Origin of the sequence: Mesorhizobium delmotii (assembly GCF_900149755.1) — a bacterium.
GTDB classification, from domain to species: Bacteria; Pseudomonadota; Alphaproteobacteria; order Rhizobiales; family Rhizobiaceae; genus Mesorhizobium; species Mesorhizobium delmotii.
Genome location: NZ_FUIG01000013.1, coordinates 842,043 through 859,428, shown reverse-complemented (window position 1 = coordinate 859,428; position 17,386 = coordinate 842,043). Strand labels below are relative to the sequence as shown.

At 61.9% G+C, this 17,386-nt stretch carries 17 protein-coding genes and 1 tRNA gene; 7 read left to right on the top strand and 11 right to left on the bottom strand.

Features of this window, described 5'->3' with window-relative positions:
- The first annotated feature begins 119 nt into the window (after positions 1–119).
- Positions 120–3,608, top strand: a complete 3,489-nt coding sequence (locus BQ8482_RS05585; RefSeq protein WP_123146590.1) for a PAS domain-containing hybrid sensor histidine kinase/response regulator — start codon at positions 120–122, stop codon at positions 3,606–3,608.
- A gap of 12 nt (positions 3,609–3,620) precedes the next feature.
- On the opposite strand, the gene BQ8482_RS05580 is transcribed toward BQ8482_RS05585, so the two are convergent.
- Together BQ8482_RS05580 and BQ8482_RS05575 are read right to left on the bottom strand one after the other, a co-directional pair.
- Positions 3,621–4,280: a response regulator transcription factor gene (locus BQ8482_RS05580; RefSeq protein WP_123146589.1), complete on the bottom strand. Its 660-nt coding sequence runs from the start codon at positions 4,278–4,280 to the stop codon at positions 3,621–3,623.
- Between the two features lie 126 nt (positions 4,281–4,406).
- A complete protein-coding gene (locus BQ8482_RS05575) occupies positions 4,407–4,844 on the bottom strand; it encodes a hypothetical protein (RefSeq protein ID WP_123147404.1) in 438 nt (145 codons plus the stop codon).
- Positions 4,845–4,954: 110 nt separating this feature from the next.
- Here BQ8482_RS05575 and BQ8482_RS05570 point away from each other — a divergent pair, with 110 nt between their 5' ends.
- Together BQ8482_RS05570 and BQ8482_RS05565 are read left to right on the top strand one after the other, a co-directional pair.
- Entirely contained in the window at positions 4,955–5,305 is a 351-nt protein-coding gene (locus tag BQ8482_RS05570) for a DUF952 domain-containing protein (protein ID WP_123147403.1), read from the top strand.
- Positions 5,302–6,378, top strand: a complete 1,077-nt coding sequence (locus BQ8482_RS05565) for a quinone-dependent dihydroorotate dehydrogenase (RefSeq protein WP_123146588.1) — start codon at positions 5,302–5,304, stop codon at positions 6,376–6,378. Before BQ8482_RS05570 ends, BQ8482_RS05565 begins: the two co-directional genes overlap by 4 nt.
- Before the next feature lie 12 nt (positions 6,379–6,390).
- On the opposite strand, the gene BQ8482_RS05560 is transcribed toward BQ8482_RS05565, so the two are convergent.
- Positions 6,391–7,719 (bottom strand): MATE family efflux transporter, encoded by a 1,329-nt coding sequence (locus tag BQ8482_RS05560; RefSeq protein ID WP_425294072.1) that lies wholly within the window; start codon positions 7,717–7,719, stop codon positions 6,391–6,393.
- A gap of 128 nt (positions 7,720–7,847) precedes the next feature.
- Here BQ8482_RS05560 and BQ8482_RS05555 point away from each other — a divergent pair, with 128 nt between their 5' ends.
- Positions 7,848–8,750 carry a histone deacetylase family protein gene (locus BQ8482_RS05555; RefSeq protein ID WP_123146587.1) on the top strand — a complete coding sequence of 301 codons (903 nt, stop codon included), beginning with the start codon at positions 7,848–7,850 and terminating at the stop codon, positions 8,748–8,750.
- A 100-nt stretch (positions 8,751–8,850) separates the two neighbouring features.
- Here the strand turns inward: BQ8482_RS05555 and BQ8482_RS05550 are convergent, their stop codons facing one another.
- From BQ8482_RS05550 to BQ8482_RS05535, 5 genes are all read right to left on the bottom strand, one after another.
- Positions 8,851–9,264, bottom strand: coding sequence for an MAPEG family protein (locus BQ8482_RS05550; protein ID WP_123146586.1), 414 nt, complete (start codon positions 9,262–9,264; stop codon positions 8,851–8,853).
- Positions 9,265–9,360: 96 nt separating this feature from the next.
- Complete coding sequence (locus BQ8482_RS40270; protein WP_342210935.1) at positions 9,361–9,624, bottom strand: SRPBCC domain-containing protein; 264 nt, start codon at positions 9,622–9,624, stop codon at positions 9,361–9,363.
- Positions 9,625–9,632: 8 nt separating this feature from the next.
- Positions 9,633–9,845, bottom strand: coding sequence for an SRPBCC family protein (locus BQ8482_RS40265; RefSeq protein ID WP_342210934.1), 213 nt, complete (start codon positions 9,843–9,845; stop codon positions 9,633–9,635).
- Positions 9,842–10,159, bottom strand: a complete 318-nt coding sequence (locus tag BQ8482_RS05540) for an ArsR/SmtB family transcription factor (RefSeq protein ID WP_123146585.1) — start codon at positions 10,157–10,159, stop codon at positions 9,842–9,844. The genes BQ8482_RS40265 and BQ8482_RS05540 overlap by 4 nt, the downstream gene beginning before the upstream one ends.
- A gap of 179 nt (positions 10,160–10,338) precedes the next feature.
- On the bottom strand, positions 10,339–10,602 hold the full coding sequence (locus tag BQ8482_RS05535; RefSeq protein WP_123146584.1) for a DUF6460 domain-containing protein: 264 nt from the start codon (positions 10,600–10,602) through the stop codon (positions 10,339–10,341).
- Positions 10,603–10,862: 260 nt separating this feature from the next.
- On the opposite strand from BQ8482_RS05535, the gene BQ8482_RS05530 reads away from it, so the two are divergent.
- Together BQ8482_RS05530 and BQ8482_RS05525 are read left to right on the top strand one after the other, a co-directional pair.
- Positions 10,863–12,734 carry an acyltransferase family protein gene (locus tag BQ8482_RS05530; protein WP_123146583.1) on the top strand — a complete coding sequence of 624 codons (1,872 nt, stop codon included), beginning with the start codon at positions 10,863–10,865 and terminating at the stop codon, positions 12,732–12,734.
- Between the two features lie 79 nt (positions 12,735–12,813).
- Positions 12,814–12,887, top strand: a tRNA-Gly gene (locus BQ8482_RS05525).
- 242 nt (positions 12,888–13,129) lie between these two features.
- Here BQ8482_RS05525 and BQ8482_RS05520 read toward each other — a convergent pair.
- The 3 genes from BQ8482_RS05520 to BQ8482_RS05510 all read right to left on the bottom strand — a co-directional run bounded on the left by BQ8482_RS05520 (position 13,130) and on the right by BQ8482_RS05510 (position 15,955).
- Positions 13,130–13,576: a lipocalin-like domain-containing protein gene (locus BQ8482_RS05520; protein WP_133254697.1), complete on the bottom strand. Its 447-nt coding sequence runs from the start codon at positions 13,574–13,576 to the stop codon at positions 13,130–13,132.
- Between the two features lie 217 nt (positions 13,577–13,793).
- Positions 13,794–14,798 carry a L,D-transpeptidase family protein gene (locus BQ8482_RS05515; RefSeq protein WP_123146581.1) on the bottom strand — a complete coding sequence of 335 codons (1,005 nt, stop codon included), beginning with the start codon at positions 14,796–14,798 and terminating at the stop codon, positions 13,794–13,796.
- A gap of 167 nt (positions 14,799–14,965) precedes the next feature.
- Positions 14,966–15,955 carry a LysR family transcriptional regulator gene (locus BQ8482_RS05510; RefSeq protein WP_095493531.1) on the bottom strand — a complete coding sequence of 330 codons (990 nt, stop codon included), beginning with the start codon at positions 15,953–15,955 and terminating at the stop codon, positions 14,966–14,968.
- Positions 15,956–16,270: 315 nt separating this feature from the next.
- On the opposite strand from BQ8482_RS05510, the gene chvE reads away from it, so the two are divergent.
- Positions 16,271–17,335, top strand: coding sequence for a multiple monosaccharide ABC transporter substrate-binding protein (gene chvE, locus BQ8482_RS05505; protein ID WP_123146580.1), 1,065 nt, complete (start codon positions 16,271–16,273; stop codon positions 17,333–17,335).
- Positions 17,336–17,386: the final 51 nt, after the last annotated feature.

Sequence of the window (17,386 nt, the reverse complement as noted above, 5' to 3'; positions counted from 1 at the left end):
GCCAAAATTCCCGAAGCCGCAGCCATCCTGCGGCGAAAGCCGCGATGGACTTGATCGCCAAGCTGTGATTGCGTCTCAGCAGGCCGGATGGAAAACCGGCAAGGGAGGATTGTCAGGCCGTGCAGGGCTGGTTCGTCGTCATCATCGCGATTGCCTACGTGACGCTGCTGTTCGCCATCGCCAGCCTCGGCGACCGGCGCTCAACGACATCCGGGCCTGACCGGGCCCGGCCCTTCATCTATGCGCTCAGCCTGGCGATCTACTGCACCTCCTGGACGTTCTTCGGTTCGGTCGGCCTTTCCTCCGAGCGCGGCCTCGAATTCCTCGGCATTTATATCGGCCCAGTGCTGGTGTTCGTATTCGGCTTTCCGCTGCTTCGGCGCATCGTCAGGCTGGCCAAGACAGAGAAGATCACTTCGATCGCCGATTTCCTCGGCGCCCGCTATGGCAAGAGTTTTGCCGTAGCAGCGATCGCCACGCTGATCGCGACGATCGGCGCGGTGCCTTACATGGCGCTGCAGTTGAAGGCGATTTCCGGCTCGGTCAGCCTGATGGTCGAGCATTATACCGGCTCGCCGCCTTCCTTCGATCCGTTCGTCAGCGACATCTCGCTGGTCGTCGCCATGCTGCTGGCGCTGTTTGCGGTGCTGTTCGGCACGCGCCATGCCGACGCCACCGAACACCAGGATGGGCTGGTGCTGGCGGTAGCGGTGGAAACGGTGGTCAAGCTCGCCGCTTTTCTGGCGATCGGCCTGATGGTCACCTTCCTGATCTTCGGCGGCCCAGGCGATATGGTCGACAAGCTCGCCCAGAATTCGCAAGTTCAGCAAGCAATGGGCTACCGCACGTCGCTCGCCACCTGGCTGGTGCTGACATGTTTGAGCGGTTTCGCCATCATCATGCTGCCGCGCCAGTTCTACGTCACCATCGTCGAGAACCGCAGCGAGGCCGAACTGCGCACCGCGACATGGGTGTTTCCGCTCTATCTGGTGGCGATCAACCTTTTCGTGCTGCCGATCGCGCTCGCCGGCCTGGCGCTGGTCGGCACCAGAACCAGCAGCGATCTCTATGTCCTGTCGCTGCCGCTGCTCAGCGGTCACGATGTGTTGGCCATGGCGGCGTTCATCGGCGGCCTGTCGGCGGCGACCGCGATGGTGATCGTCGAAAGCGTCGCACTGTCGATCATGATCTCCAACGACCTCGTCATTCCGCTGTTTGTGCGCCGCCTGCTCAAGACCACGACGTCCGAGAACGAGGACTGGTCAGCGCTCATCCTCAACGTGCGACGTGCGGCGATCTTCATCATGCTGTTCATCGCCTTCCTCTACTATCGCGAGAGCACCGACAGCGCGCGGCTCTCCTCGATCGGCCTGATGTCCTTCGCCGCGATCGCGCAGTTCGCGCCGGCCCTGATCGGCGGACTGATCTGGCGCGGCGCCAACGGCAGGGGGGCGGCGCTCGGCATGGTCGCCGGCATCGTCGTCTGGAGCTATACGCTGCTGCTTCCTTCGCTTGCCTCGTCCGATACCGGCATTGTCGTCCACGGCCTGTTCGGCTTCGAGGCATTGCGGCCGCAAGCGCTGTTCGGCACCATCGCCGAGCCGCTGAACCACGGCGTCTTGTGGAGCCTGTCGGTCAACACGCTGTTCTTCGTGCTCGGCTCGCTGTCGCGCGCGTCGGTGCCGCTGGAACGCATCCAGGCGTCGATCTTCGTGCCGCGCGAGGCGAGCCCGATGCCGAGCCTGCGCCGCTTCCGCACCACCGTCACCGTCAACGATCTCAAGGACACCATCGCGCGCTATCTTGGCGTCGAACGCACTGAACGGTCCTTTCAGTCGTTCGAAACGAGCAACGGCGCTTCGCTGCACGGCAACGAGCAGGCCAGCATGGACGTCATCCGCTTCTCCGAGCAGCTTCTGGCAAGTGCCGTCGGCTCCTCCTCGGCGCGGCTGATCCTGTCGCTGCTGCTGCGCCGCAACGATCGCGAATCCAAGGACGCCTTCCGCCTGCTCGACGACGCCACCGAGGCGCTCCAGCACAACCGCGACCTGCTGCAGATCGCGCTCGACCAGATGGAACAAGGCATCACCGTCTTCGACAGGGATTTCCGGCTGATCTGCTGGAATCGCCAATATCGGGCGCTGTTCGACCTGCCCGACGAGATGGGCCAGGTCGGCGTCTCGCTCGACCGCATCCTGCGCCACCTGGCCGAGCGCGGCGACATTCCGGCCGACCAGCGGGTGGCGATGCTCAACCGCCTCACCAGCTTCGTCAGCCCCTGGCAGATGGAGCTGAAGACCAGCGGCCGCATCCTGGAGTTGCGCTCCAACCCAATGCCAGATGGCGGCATCGTCGCCACCTATGCCGACATCTCAGGACGCGTCGAGCAGGATCTGGCGCTCAAACGCGCCAATGAATCGCTGGAACAACGCGTCAAGGACCGCACCGTCGAACTGACCCGCGTCAACGAGGAACTGGCACAGGCGCAGATGCTGGCCGAGGAGGCCAATCTCGGCAAGACGCGGTTCCTTGCCGCCGCCGGCCACGATATCCTGCAGCCCCTGAACGCCGCCCGCCTCTATTGCTCGTCGCTGATCGAAAAAGCCGGCAGGGGCCCGACCGGCAAGGCCGCAAACAACATCGAATCTTCGCTGGAATCGGTCGAGACCATTCTCGGTGCGGTGCTCGACATCTCCCGCCTCGATGCCGGCGCGATGAAACCGGACGACACCGTCTTCAGCCTGGACGAGCTGCTGCGGCAGATCGGCAACGACTTCCAGCCGCTTGCCGCCGAGAGGAAGCTCGGCCTGACGATCATGCCGTCGTCACTCAGCGTGATGACGGATCGCAATCTGCTACGCCGCCTGATCCAGAACCTGGTGTCCAACGCCATCAAATACACGCGCCACGGCCGCGTCCTGGTCGGCGTGCGGCGGCGCGGCGAACTGGTCGAGATCCAGGTGATCGATACCGGCATCGGCATTGCCGGCGACAAGCTAAACACGGTTTTTCACGAATTCACCCGGCTCGATGAGGGCGCACGCGAAGCTGAAGGCCTCGGCCTCGGCCTCTCCATCGTCGACCGCATCGCTCGCGTCTTGCGCCTCGAAATCCGGATCTTTTCAAGCCCGGGCAAAGGCACGCGCTTTTCCGTCATCCTGCCGGTCGCGGCAGCGCAGGAGCCACGGCGCGTGGTCACGGCGAAAGCGCCGGTCCGCACTGCTGCTTCGCTTGCCGGGCTTCGCGTGCTCTGCATCGACAACGATGCCCGTATCCTCGGCGGCATGCGACTGCTGCTCGAAGGCTGGGGCTGCAGCGTCGAGACGTTTTCCGGCTCGGAAGAACTCGATGGGTCCGGCATGCATCGACCCGACATCGTGCTTGCCGATTATCATCTCGACGGCGAGACCGGTCTCGAAATGATCGCCAAATTGCGCGCGATCCACGGCCAGGACATGCCGGCAGTGCTGGTCACCGCCGACCGCTCGAGCGAGGTGCGCGCCAGCGCCGGCAGGCTCGACGTGCCGGTGATCAACAAGCCGCTCAAACCAGCGGTGCTGCGCTCGATGATGGCCAGGGTCAGGCCGCTGGCGTCGGCGGCAGAGTAGAGCCGGAAGGGGTCAACCCGTCGCCTGCAGCGGATCGCTGCCGATCTTCGACAGCAGGATCACCGCCTGGGTGCGGCTGTCGACGCCAAGCTTCTGCAGGATGGCCGAGACATGCGCCTTGATTGTCGCCTCGGAGACGCCGAGTTCGTAAGCGATCTGCTTGTTGAGCAGCCCTTCCGCCAACATGCCGAGCACGCGCGTCTGCTGCGGCGTCAGCGTCTGCAGCCGCTTGATCAGATCGGAGATCTCGGGATCGCGCTCGACGCCGAGATCGATTCCCGCGGGCGCGGCGATGTCACCGGCAAGCACCGACTGCACGGCGCTGCGGATCTCCTCCATGCTGGCCGATTTGGAGATGAAACCCGAAGCGCCGAGATCGAGCGCGCGCCGGATGGTCACCGGGTCGTCATGTGCCGACACCACCACCAGCGGCACCGTCGGATGGATGCCGCGCAGCGAGATCAGACCGGATAGGCCGCTCGCGCCGGGCATGGACAGGTCGAGCAGCACCAGATCGACGTCCTCATTGGCCACGACCAGCGCCTTGGCGCTTTCGAAATCGCCGGCCTCGTGAATGCCGGCGACGTTGCCAATGCCGGCAAGCGCTTCTCTCAGCGCGCCGCGAAAAAGCGGATGATCGTCGGCGATGACGAATGTGTAGCCCGACGGCACATGGCCCTCCCCAAATCCCATTGATGATTGTCTGCTTCTTACGGGATCAGTCGAACGATTATGCGGCGATATCAGCCGTTTTCAAGCGGCAAAGCTATGCGCCGGGTCTCCCCGGCGAACGGTTGCTCAGGTTTTTTGCGGATTGGGCTTGGCGGCATCCTCGCCGCTATCCTTTTCCATGTCCTTGACGATGCCGATGAAGCTGCGCAGGAAGCGCTCCATATAGCTCATCGTCTTGTTGAAATCCTCCTCGCTGGGCAATGTCGACTCAAAGCGGGCGGCAAGCGAGTTTTCGAGCTTGACGACGCGCTGGTCGAGCGCCTTCACCGAATTTTCCAGCCGGTCGATCTCGTCCTGGAAGGCGGCGCGTTCATCGGCCGCCATTTTGCAGACGAGCTGGCCGGAACGCTCCTCGCAGATCGACATCGCACCGGTCTGCGTGTCCATGCGAACATAGCCGGTGGCCGACTTTTCCAGTCGGTAGCGGTCGGTTTCCTCGGAAAAAGCCGATGCCGCGACGAGCGAGACGAGCGCTGCGGGGATCAAGACGTGCTGCGGTCGCATATTGTCCTCCATAGGCCAGTAAGTGCAATTTATCGCATGTTTGCGCCGGAAATGGGGAAGAACCCTGGCCCGCCCTTTCCCGTATGGCTGGTTCGGACTATAGCGCAACCATGTCTCAGATTATCTACAAGATAGTGCCTGAGCCGCTGTGGCGCGAGGCCGAAAGAAATGGCCGCTTCACCGGCGCGCCGATCGATGTCGCCGACGGCTTCATTCATTTTTCCACCGCCGGCCAGGCCAGGGAAACGGCGGCAAAACACTTTGCCGGCCAGACCGGGCTGCTGCTGGTCGCCGTCGATGGCGCCAGACTCGGCGATGCGCTGAAATACGAGGTCTCGCGCGGCGGCGCGCTGTTCCCGCATCTTTACGGCCCGCTCGACCTCAAGGCCGTCGTCTGGGTCCAATCATTGCCGCTCGGCACCGATGGCCTGCACCAATTCCCGACGCTGGAGGCCGAATGAGCGTGCTCGACCGGCTCGGCCAGAGGTTCCTGTTTGCATTCGATCCGGAGGCCGCCCACGGCCTGTCGATCGCCGCGCTGAAATGCGGGCTGCCGGTCGCCCGGCGCCCTGTGCGCGACGAAAGGCTGAAAGTCAGCGTCTGCGGCATCGATTTCCCCAATCCGCTCGGCATGGCTGCCGGTTACGACAAGAACGCCGAGGTTCCCGATGCGCTGCTTGGCCTCGGCTTTGGCTTTACCGAGGTCGGCACGATCACGCCGCTGCCGCAGGCCGGCAACCCGAAGCCGCGCATCTTCCGGCTGACATCGGACGAAGCGGTGATCAACCGGCTGGGCTTCAACAATGAGGGTCACGAGGCCGCCGAACAACGGCTTGCCGCCCGCAAGGGCCGCGCCGGCATCGTCGGCGTCAATATCGGAGCCAACAAGGACAGCACCGACCGCTGCAGTGACTATGAACGAGGCGTTGTCAGGTTTGCGCCATACGCCAGCTATCTAACGGTCAACATCTCCTCGCCGAACACGCCGGATCTGCGCAACATGCAGGCCCGTGAACAGCTTGGCGAACTCCTATCGCGCGTCACGGCCGCACGTACGGCGGCTGCAGCGCAGCCGCCCGTCTTCCTCAAGATCGCGCCGGATCTTGTCGAGGCCGAACTGGAGGATATCGCCGCCGAGGTCACCGAGAAGGCAATAGACGGTGTCATCGTCTCCAACACCACTATCGCGCGACCGGGGCTGCGCAGCGCCGATCTTGCCGGCGAGACAGGCGGGCTTTCGGGAAAACCGCTGTTCGAGCGCTCGACCATCGTGCTGGCCAAGATCCGCAAACTGCTTGGCCCGGACCGCGCCATCATCGGCGTCGGCGGCGTCGATTCCGCTGAGACGGCACTTGAAAAGATCCGCGCCGGCGCCGATCTCGTCCAGCTCTACACCGGCATGATCTATGCCGGGCCGGCACTGCCGGGCCGCATTCTTGCGGGGATGGCGCGTTTTGCGGATATGCAACGGCTCAAGTCGCTGCGCGAGTTGCGCGATAGCAGCCTCGATCAATGGTCGTCCAAGCCGCTCTGACCCGAAGTCGCTCTAAAACGCCGTCCGCATCCGCACACGCAAAATGGTAAGCAGGCTGAAGCCGCGCACCAGCAGAAAGACGTGCAGCGCCGCCCACAGGCCGTGATTGCCGAAGGCCGGCGCCAGGATGAGCAAGGCCGCGCTGAACACAAGGAACGACAAAAGCATCATGTTGCGCATGTCGCGCGACCAGGTCGCGCCGATAAAGACACCATCCATCTGAAACGCCAGCACGCCGCTGAGCGCGGTGAACGCCGCCCAGGACAGATAGATGTCAGCAATGGCGCGAACATCCTGTGACGTCGTGATCAGGGCGACCAGATCAGTTCCGCCCAGCAAAAGGACAAGCGTCGCCGTGGCGGCCAGCCCGAAGCCCCACAACAGGGTCAGCCGAACCGCCTGCCGGAATTGCATGGCGGCACGCGCACCGACGGCCCGCCCGGCGAGCTGTTCGGCTGCCGTGGCGAAACCATCGAGGAAATAGCCGGCGATGAGGAAGACGTTCATCAGCACGGCGTTGGCGGCCAGCGTCACCGTGCCGAACTGTGCGCCCTGGCGGGTGAACAGCGCGAAAGCGGCGAGCAGCGAGAACGACCGGATCATGATGTCACGGTTGAGCGACATCATGCGCAGGAATGCCGACAGGTCGAGGATGCGATGGCGCGGCAGCCGGGGCGCTGCCCAGAAACGCCGGCCGATGATCGCCAGACCAAGCAGCATGGCGACGAATTCACCGGTGACGGTCGCCCAGGCGACGCCGGCAACGCCCCAGCCGAGTTCCAGCCCCAGCAGGATGCAGAGCGCAATGTTGATGCCGTTCAGCACCAATTGCAGCATCAGTCCCAGCCCGCCCTCGCCACGCCCCAGCACATAGCCGAGGATGGCGTAGTTGATCAGCGAGAACGGTGCTGCAAGCAGCCTGATGCGGATGTAGATGGCCATCGCTTCGCTGACGCGCGGCTCGGCGCTCATGAACCATTGTCCGGCGATGGCGACCAGTGGCGCAAGCGCGGCAAGCACGATGCCGGCGACGACCGCGATCAGCACGGCACGCCAGAACACCGCCTGTTCCTCCAGTTCGTCGCCGCGTCCGACAGCCTGGGCGACGAGGCCTGTGGTGCCGGAGCGCAGGAAATTGAAGGAGGTGAAGACGACATCGAAGACCAGGGCGCCAGCCGCCAGGCCGCCGAGAAGGGCAGCGTCGCCCAACTGCCCGACCACCGCAGTGTCGACGATGCCGAGCAGCGGCGTCGTCAGATAGGCGAGCGTCATCGGCACCGCGATGGCGAGCACCGAGCGATTGGTGACGACGAAAGACCGGCTGTTGGCCGTTGCTGACACCTGATCCAGGATCCCGCTTCCCCATTGCGGCTTGATCGAACAGCCGATGTGCCCCAATTTCCGGACGCCGCGCAACCACTCATCCCACTACGGCCAACCGAAACCCGCCTCTGGCTCACCTGCCGCTCATGCCCCTGCAGATCGTTCATCATCCCGACTACGACGCCGGCTTCGCCGTCAACCATCGCTTCCCGATGAGCAAATACAAGCTGCTGATGGAAGCCTTGGGCGCGCGCGGACTGACCGGCCCCGCCGCGCTCAACGTGCCCGAACCGGCGCCGGCATCATGGCTGAAGCTTGCCCATGACACCGGCTATGTCGACCAGGTGCTGGCCTGCGAAGTGCCTGAAAAAATCGAGCGCGAGATCGGCTTTCCGGTGAGCCCGCGCGTCTCGCTCAGGGCGCAGCTCGCAACGGGTGGCACCGTGCTGGCGGCGCGGCTGGCATTGCTGGACGGCATCGCCTGCAACACCGCCGGCGGCAGCCATCATGCGCGGCGCGCGCAAGGCGCCGGCTTCTGCACCTTCAACGATGTTGCGGTGGCTTCACTGGTGCTGCTTGCCGAAGCTGCCGCCCGCAATATCCTGATCGTCGATCTCGACGTGCATCAGGGCGACGGCACGGCGGACATTCTCGGCGACGAGCGGCGCGTGTTCACCTTTTCCATGCATGGCGACCGCAACTATCCGACACGAAAGATCGCTTCCGACCTCGACATCGCCCTGCCCGACCGCAGCGGCGATGCGGCCTATCTCGAAAGGTTGGTCGGCATCCTGCCGGAACTCACCGCCAGGGCGCGCTGGGACATCGTTTTCTACAATGCAGGGGTCGACGTTCATGCCGAGGACCGGCTTGGCAGGTTGTCGCTGTCGAACGAGGGGCTGCGTGCCCGCGACGACATTGTGATCCGTCATTTCCGCGCGCTCGGCATCCCGGTCTGCGGCGTTATCGGCGGTGGCTATTCGACTGACGTGGCGGCCCTCGCCGCGCGCCATGCCATCCTGTTCGAAGTGGCTTCGGACTACGCTTAGATCGTGGGGACGGATTTGAGCAAGATGAAAGCCTGCGGCGAGAGCGACGAAGGAGGCGAAGTTCCGCTTTGTCTTCTCAGCCCAGGCCCACGTCGATGCCTCAGTGGATGGCTGCCCAGCCGGTCACGACAACAAGAACTAGGGTGACCAGTGCCCCCGAGACATAGAGAATGGTTCTGACGCTACCACCTTTGGCGGCGTTGCCGCCGCGCAAATAGACCACAAAATGAATCAGCCGGATTACGATGTGGGCCCACACTAGCACTGCCAGGGTGGTCGCCCCAACACCTACCATCATCGCCAGCACGGCCGGCACAACGAAAGGTGCCAGCGCCTCCACAGAGTTCATGTGCACACGGTCGATGCGGTAGAGCAGGTTGTCGTCGTCGGCCGGGACCACTGGACCGGAGAGCGCTCCGGCACGGCCTTTGGACGATCCCGAATAGATCGCCAAAAGAATGGATAGAAGACAGAGCGCGAGCACCCCGACGAAGCTGAGGGTGTAGGCTTCCATGCTGATCTCCGCTCCTTAGGATCACAGTGAGAACGGGACGGAGGCAATCCCGGTGGGTGAGATGTCCCCGTCTTAGGGCATCCCAACGCTCCGCCGTCAGGCCTTGCAGGCCAGCAGATCGGCGAACCGCTTGAGGTACAGCGGCCAGCCCTGATCGCTGGCGACACCATGGCGCTCGCTTTCCCAGCCTTGGCCGTGACGTTCCAGGTTTCGATGCTCGAGCTCGACGCGAGTCCTCTCAGCCGTCTCAGAGGTGAACCGCACCTCCCATTCACTGGTCTTGTCCGGATCGGTCTCGATCTGCCATTGCGGGCTGATATCCCAGCTGAGCAGCACCCGGTTGGGCGGCTCATAGGCCAACCGGGTGCTCAGCGGCACTCGCTGCCGTCGGTGCCACGATCGTAGAGGTAGCCGCCGACCCGACGCTCGAACACAGTCTCGGCTATCGGGACGGCGAGCATGTTGTGCTCGGGCGGCTTGAAGCTGCCGAATTCTTCGGTGAAAACCTTGAATGCGCGTTCGATCGGCGCCTCGACCACGATGGACTGTTTCACGGACGTAACTGGTACATGAGTGTTCATTGTGACTCCTCTGGCGGTTGCTCGACGGCCACCTTGTAGGCCGACAGGGTCTTGCTCCAGAACCGGTCGAGCCAGGCACGCATCTGGCCAAGCCCAGCCGGATCGATGTGGTAGACGTTGCTGGCACCCTTCGGCTCGGCCCGAACCAGGCGCGATTCGCGCAACACCTTGAGATGCTGAGAGACGGCCGATTGGGAGACCGTCACCTCCCGCGTGATTTCAGCCACCGAACGCGGGCGTGCCGCGATCAGCTCGATGATCGCGCGGCGCGTCGGGTCGCCAAGCGCAGCAAACTGGGCACTACCAACAGTCATGACTTATGATTAGTGCAAACTGATGATTATGTCAAACAGCGTTGATCAACGGCGCGGATCGTCAGTCCGGCCCTGTGCTGCCATTCCTGCAACAGAACCCTTCCTGATGAAGCTGCATCACGGTCCGAAGCACGGGAATCCTTCATATTGGGATGCTAGGCTATAGGCTAGCTGTCGGCTCATTTCCGATAGTTGGCGATCCTGAGCAGGATGAAGACCGGAATGACGATCGCCGCGCCCAGCAGGATATAACCGAGAAAACGGTCAATAGCACGGAAGCCCAGATTCCAGAGATCGACGAAGAAATTCCGGATGCCGTAGAGCACATCCATCGGCGACCAGCCGAATGCGTTCATGACAAGGCCGACGAGGAACGAAACCACCAGCAGCTTCAGGAGCACCCGGAGCGGCGTATCGCCGAGAAAGCGCGTTAGTGCGGACAAGGCGTGTCTCCAGATTCGGTTACAGGTCCAGAAATACGCACTTGCCGCGCTGGCATCAAGGCGGTCACCAACTCCAGTTGCCCCGGACGGCGGGTTGGCCGGATTGTCTGCTCGCCAGTCTTGACACCGATGCTGCAGTGCAGCAAAATTAGGCGACAGAGGGTGACCCGTTGATATCGATCTGCCAGACCCACTCGTATCGCCCGGTGATGGACGGACTGCGCCGTCTCGCCGTGACCTGCGAACACAGGACTTTTTGAATGAAGTACAGGCGCGATATCGATGGTCTTCGGGCCGTTGCGGTCCTGCCGGTTGTACTCTTCCATTTCGGAATCTCGGCAATTCCAGGCGGCTTTACCGGCGTCGATATCTTCTTCGTCATATCCGGCTACCTGATCACCGGAAGCCTTCTGGACGACCTTGAACGCGGCCAGTTTTCGATCATCAGCTTCTATTGGCGCCGTGCCCGGCGCATCCTGCCGGCTCTGATCTTTGTCACGCTTCTCAGCTGCATTGCGGCATTGTTCATTCTTCTGCCGTCAGATCTGCACGAATTCAGTCTCAGCGTCATAGCGGCCTCGACTTTCTGGTCGAACATCTATTTTTGGAAGACGTCAAATTACTTCTCCATCGATGCCGAGCTCCGACCGCTGTTGCACACCTGGTCGCTTTCGGTCGAGGAGCAGTACTATATCTTTGCCCCAATCCTGATGTTCCTGATCTATCGCTATTTTGCCAAGCGCTGGCTGACGATACTCCTGCCGATCATTCTCGGCAGCTTCGTGCTGGCGGTCATGGCGACATGGCTGGCGCCAAACGCGGGATTCTACCTGCTGCCGACACGAGTCTGGGAACTCGTGGTGGGCGCGGTGCTCATGCTGAAACGGCCCCCGCCGTTGAGCAACCGGTTCCTTATGGAACTGGTCGGGCTGGCCGGATTTGGCCTTCTCGCCATCGGGTTCTTTGCGATCTCGGAGAGCGACCCGTTCCCGGGCTACAACGCTTTGTATCCGTGCCTCGGAACGGCCCTCCTTATCTATGTCGGCCAAAATAGCCCCTCGACGATCGCCAGCCGCATACTCGAAGTTCGGCCGCTGGTCTGGATAGGCCTCATCTCCTATTCGCTGTATCTTGTTCACTGGCCGATCAATGCGTTCGCGCACTATCTTTCGTTACAAAAACTCGACCTGTCGATGACCGTTGCGATGACGGTTGCAAGCTTCGCATTGGCTGCATTTTCCTGGAAGTACATCGAGCAGCCGTTTCGGCAGAAAAGGAGCTTCACCGCCCCGGTGCCGATCTTCGCCTTTTCAGCGGGCGCAATCGCTCTTCTTTGCGTTGGCGGGGCGGCCGGGGCGCTCGGCAACGGCTTTCCGCAAAGGTTTCCGGACTATGCCCAACAGCGGATTCCTGTCGGGGACTGGGGCAATGGCACCTGTTTCAACGAGGGCTCCAGCCGGATCGAAAGCTGGAATATCGAGGATTGCACGCGCACTCGCGGTTTCCCAACAACCGTTTTGTTGTGGGGCGACTCGTTCGCCGCTCACTATGTTTCAGGCCTGGACGCCAACATAAATCAACTACAGGCCAACATCGTGGAATACACTTACGCAGGCTGCCCACCGATTCTCTCCTACTTCTCCTATGCACGCCCGGATTGCATCCGGTTCAATCAGCAAGCCCTGAAGATCGTCCAGGACGCCGGCATCAAGACGGTTGTACTCAGCGGTCGGTGGACCGACTACGAGGCCAGAAGTTTCGACGGTCTCCAGCAAACGATCGATACGCTTCGTGGCCTGGGTGTGCGTGTGTTTGTCATCGGCCAGTCTCCACAGTTCATAACCGACGTTCGGAAAATCGCGTTCTTCGCAAAGCGCGAAAATCTCGATGATACGTCCTGGCCAATGGCCATGGATCCCGACATCAACAACCGTGTGCGCTCATTTACCAAAGGCGCCACCTTTATCGATCCGCTGAATTTCCTCTGTAGTGCAGGACGCTGCTCCTACGCCGACGCAGGCCAGTTTCTTTATTTCGACTATGGCCATTTCTCTTCAATCGGGGCCACGCTGGCAATTTCGAAATACTGGCCGGCCTTTGCCGCAGACGATGCCCTTGCCACGACGGAGTAACAGTCGGGCGGCCGGCAAGGCACGAGTGCACGCTTAACCATTGCCCGAACGCCGGCTTGCGTGGTAACGAGGCTGCTGCGCGGGTATGATGTAATGGTAGCTTGTCAGCTTCCCAAGCTGAACGCGCGGGTTCGATTCCCGCTACCCGCTCCAGCTTGTTCCGCAAAGGTTTGTGACTGATTTAGCAAGAGCTGAAACCCACCAGTTTTACAGGCAGTTTTACGGTTTTAGTTTTGCTTCGGTTCCTGGAATCGCCGTCGGCGCTTCGGCGAGGTCGCATGTCCACCCTTGCGCGCCTTCAGGTGCACACGATCCAAACGACCGCTCACCGTTCCGGTCGTCATGCGGATGGGCCATTATCGTCGCCCGCGGGCGGACTTATGCGAGTTGCACCGTTAGTCATGAGGCGAAACGATCTTCTCGAACCTGACGGTGTGAATGCAGTCGCGACCGTCAAGGGGGTTTTTCGCTGGGGCTGATTTGTAAGTCAGCATTCGACTGTCCGTATCGACGAAACGAACTTGCTGGGTGCCCTCCCACGTCGCGTTCCAGCTCATGTCAATATGGTGAATAACTCGATCATCTTCGACCGTGTATGTCCCTGCATAGGCAAACATCGAATCGTAGAGTTCGATCTTTTCTTCAGGAGTAGGGACAAGGTCGTTGGGTGTAATGCGATCTTCATTAAGCACGAGGACCATCACTCGGCCATCCGCAGCATAGGTGATAACGCCTCTGGGATTCTTTCCCAAAGCGTCTCTGACTTCGCCGGATTCAAGGACCTCATAAGTCCAGGAAATCATCCTCCACGATCCCAGCAGCAAAGTTGCCAATTGCGACACGCACTGACCTCCACGAAGGGTGGATCAAATTAGCATGAAGCCTGACCCTGCCAAAGTCTCGGTGGAACTCGATTTATCCAATTGGCGACATGGCAGGGCAGACTACTGCAAACCACCAACCGCGGACTTTCCTCGATCGAATTCTCTTCCCGAAGCCGATGTTCAATGGATCTGGAACTCCTTCGACTTGGCATCTTGAGGGTGGCCAATCCATTGGCTACGGAGCAAGCTCGTCGACGGCGCGGGCGATCTCGTTCTTGAACTCGACTTTCGTGCCCGGCTGCACGATAGAGCCGAGGTCTTCGGCATCCCAATTGGTCAGTCGGATGCAGCCATGCGAGAAGGTCGTGCCGATCTTGCCCGGGTCGGGGGTACCGTGGATGCCGTAGCTTTCGATGGAGAGATCGATCCAGACCGATCCCACGGGATTGTTCGGCCCAGCAGCGATGGTGAAGGGCCGCTTGGTCCGGACTCCCTTGAAAGCGAAGTCCGGATCGTAGTGATAGGTAGGGTTGTGCACCACGCGCTTGACCTCCGCCATGCCGCTTGGCGCCGGGTTTTCATCACTCCCAATCGAGGCGGGGTAGACTGCGAGCCATTTGCCGGAATGGTCGAGCACGCGCACCAAGCGAGCGCCCTTGTCGACCTCGATGCGGGCGACGCCAGCGGGAGGATCGCCCCGGCCAATATCAGGCACCACCAGGGTCGTGCCGGGCTTCCTGAAGCCGATGCCCGGATTGAGCATCCTGAGCAACTGTTCGCTGACATGGAAGCGCTCCGCCAGCTTCTCTGCCGCGGTGCGATAGCCGAGCCGCCGCAGACGGGCCATCCTCTCCAGGCGAGCCGGGATACGCCTGGTGAAGGGTCCGCGCACATCCTTGCGCGTCACCTCATAGGTGACCAGCACCGGGTCGGTGGAAGTTGCCATGAGCTTGTCCCAGGTCTCCCGAGTGAGCTTGCCGTCGGAATGGAGTCCGTTCGCCGCCTGAAAGGCGCCGATCGCCTTGGCGAAGTTCTCTGAAAGCCGGCCGTCGATCAGGCCCGGCGAGAAGCGGGCGCGATCCAAGAGAATCTGCGCCTTCAACACGGTCGGATCGGCATCCTTCGGTTCGCCGGCGGCGAACTGGGCTTGATTGACGGTGGTTAGGTCCAGCTTGGCTGCCCGCGCTCCGCCGCAAGCCAGGGCAAGCATCGCGGCGAAAACGAGGAGGAGCCTGATCATCGATGGTCTCGCTGGGGCTGCAACAGGAGCCCGCTTCTATGACGCGGCACGGCCCTGTGTGGTTCCTTCGCTCGAGCGATATTCTGAATTGAAGCGACATGACCGAAGACCGTGCAGCTGCGATAGCTATGCAGTGGATCGGCAATGGATTGCTTGATTTAACGCCGTCAGCCTACCTCTCTCAAAATGAAGTCGTGCAGCATCTTGGCTGCCGGCGACAGCGCGCGATTTTTTACGGTGATCAGGCTATAAGGCCTGACCTCGATGTCGAACTCGGTCTGGACGACGTCGATGGCGCCGGCCAGCCCCTCGGGGTTCTGGATGAATTTCGCCACCTGGATCGACACCGGCGCGATGGCGTCCGACTGCGCGACCATGACCAGGGTCAGGAGCAGCGAGCTGGTGTTGAGGATGCGGTCCGGCAGCGCGATGTTGCGGTTCAGGAAATTGCTCTCCATCGCCTGGCGCAGCGGCGAGCCGCCCGACTGGAAAACCCAGTCGTAGGCGGCGGTCTCCTCCAGCCGCACCGCCTTGCCCTTAGCCAGCGGGTGGCCGCGGCGCACGATCAGGCAGGCTTTTTCGACGCCGATAACGCGGGCCTCGAACAGCCGTGGATTAAGGTCGTCGGGGATGCGCGCGATGATGAAATCGTGACGTGTGGCGATCAACTCGCGCGCCAGCACATTGGAGGTCTCGACCTGCATTGTGATCTCGATACGCGGATAGATGCGCCGGATTTCGCGGATCGCCGGCACGGCGAGCTCGATCGCAGGGGCCGTCACCGCGCCCAGGAACACCGAGCCGCCCTTGCCCGCCTTGAGCTCCGATATCTCGCGGTCGACTTCACGCATCTCGAGCAGGATCGAACGCGCGCGCCTCGCCAACGCCTTGCCATAGGGCGTCAGCGTGATGCCGCGCGGCAGCCTTTCGCACAGCTTGACATCGAGCACCGCCTCCATCTCGGCGATCATGCGCGAGGCGGCGGGCTGGGAAATGTTCATGACCTGGGCTGCCGCGCTGACCCGGCCATGGTCATCGAGGGCTGCGATCATGCGCATGTGGCGAAGACTGAGGCCGCTGCGCAGCAGGGTCTCACTCCTGCCGGGACTTTCGCCATAACCATCTGAAAGTCCAGTAGGATCCCGTAGCGCCGCCATGATCTCCGTTTGCTCCTCACTCGTGGCCGGCCGGCAATCCGGCCAGATCTTTTGTCCACTTTCAGTATATCAGTTTGGGTATAGCAACCACCAAAGATCGCATTTGACAGTTATGGCAAAGAGCCACACCCTTGGCGCGTCCTGAGGCTTGACCGTCGCCAGCGAGAAAAATCGCATCGACTGGAACCGGAGTCTCAGGGCCGATTGGGAGGATACCGGAGATCGATATGACGGCAGCGGCGCGTTTGGCGCTCCTGCGCGATCGCGCGGCCCACGAAACCCAGGGTGCGCGTCCATCAACCAGGGAGAGTTAATGTGAAGATCATCAAGACACTGGCCGCCGTCGCGGCCCTTAGCATCGCGGCCACGACGGTCCCGGCGCAGGCAGGCGAAGGCCTCATCGGCGTGCTGATGCCGACCAAGACCTCGCAGCGCTGGATCAACGACGGCGACGCCGTCAAGTCCCAGCTCGAGGCTCTGGGCTACACTGTCGACCTGCAATATGCGCAGGACGATATCCCCAATCAGCTCAGCCAGTTGGAAAACGAAATCACCAAAGGCCCGAAGGCACTGATCATCGCCTCGATCGACGGCACCACGATGTCGGACGCCCTGCAGAAGGCGGCTGACGCCGGCGTCGTCGTCGTCGCCTATGACCGGCTGATCAAGAAGACCGCGAATGTCGACTACTACACCACGTTCGACAATTTCGGCGTCGGCGTCATCCAGGCGAAATCGCTGCTCAAGGGCCTCGGCTATCCCGAAAACAAGGGTCCATTCAACATCGAGTTGTTCGGCGGTTCGCCGGACGACAACAACGCCTTTTTCTTCTACGACGGCGCGATGTCCGTTCTGCAGCCGCTGATCGACGACAAGACCCTCGTGGTGAAGTCCGGCCAGATGGGCATGGACAAGGTCGGCACGCTCCGCTGGCTGGCAGCGACCGCCCAGGCCCGCATGGACAATCTGCTCTCCGCCAACTACTCGGATGGCAGCCGCGTCGATGGCGTGCTCTCGCCGTATGACGGTCTGTCGCGCGGTATCATCGCCTCGCTGCGCGCCGTCGGTTACGGCACGGCCGATCAGCCCTGGCCAATCGTCACCGGCCAGGACGCCGAAACCGCTTCGGTCAAGGCGATCATCGCCGGCGAGCAGTACTCGACGGTGTTCAAGGACACCCGCGAACTCGCCAAGGCGACGGTCGAACTCGTCGACAAGGTGCTCTCGGGCGGCAAGCCGGAAGGCCTCGACACCACGACCTACAACAACGACGTCAAGGTCGTCCCCTCGATCCTGCTGACGCCGCATGAGGTCGACAAGTCGAACTACCAGGCGCTGGTGGTCGATTCCGGCTACATCAAGGCCGAAGAGCTGAAGTAACCGCAGTTGTAAAAACCGGGGTCCTGCGCAGCGCAGGACCCCTTTTCGTTA

Bases quoted from the DNA above. Each gene is read 5' to 3' on its own strand.
- BQ8482_RS05575 (WP_123147404.1), bottom strand. From the start codon at position 4,844: ATGCGACCGCAGCACGTCTTGATCCCCGCAGCGCTCGTCTCGCTCGTC.
- BQ8482_RS05540 (WP_123146585.1), bottom strand. From the start codon at position 10,159: ATGACTGTTGGTAGTGCCCAGTTTGCTGCGCTTGGCGACCCGACGCGC.
- BQ8482_RS40265 (WP_342210934.1), bottom strand. From the start codon at position 9,845: ATGAACACTCATGTACCAGTTACGTCCGTGAAACAGTCCATCGTGGTC.
- BQ8482_RS05515 (WP_123146581.1), bottom strand. From the start codon at position 14,798: ATGATCAGGCTCCTCCTCGTTTTCGCCGCGATGCTTGCCCTGGCTTGC.
- BQ8482_RS05530 (WP_123146583.1), top strand. From the start codon at position 10,863: ATGAAGTACAGGCGCGATATCGATGGTCTTCGGGCCGTTGCGGTCCTG.
- BQ8482_RS05565 (WP_123146588.1), top strand. From the start codon at position 5,302: ATGAGCGTGCTCGACCGGCTCGGCCAGAGGTTCCTGTTTGCATTCGAT.
- BQ8482_RS05510 (WP_095493531.1), bottom strand. From the start codon at position 15,955: ATGGCGGCGCTACGGGATCCTACTGGACTTTCAGATGGTTATGGCGAA.
- BQ8482_RS05550 (WP_123146586.1), bottom strand. From the start codon at position 9,264: ATGGAAGCCTACACCCTCAGCTTCGTCGGGGTGCTCGCGCTCTGTCTT.
- BQ8482_RS05570 (WP_123147403.1), top strand. From the start codon at position 4,955: ATGTCTCAGATTATCTACAAGATAGTGCCTGAGCCGCTGTGGCGCGAG.
- BQ8482_RS05555 (WP_123146587.1), top strand. From the start codon at position 7,848: ATGCCCCTGCAGATCGTTCATCATCCCGACTACGACGCCGGCTTCGCC.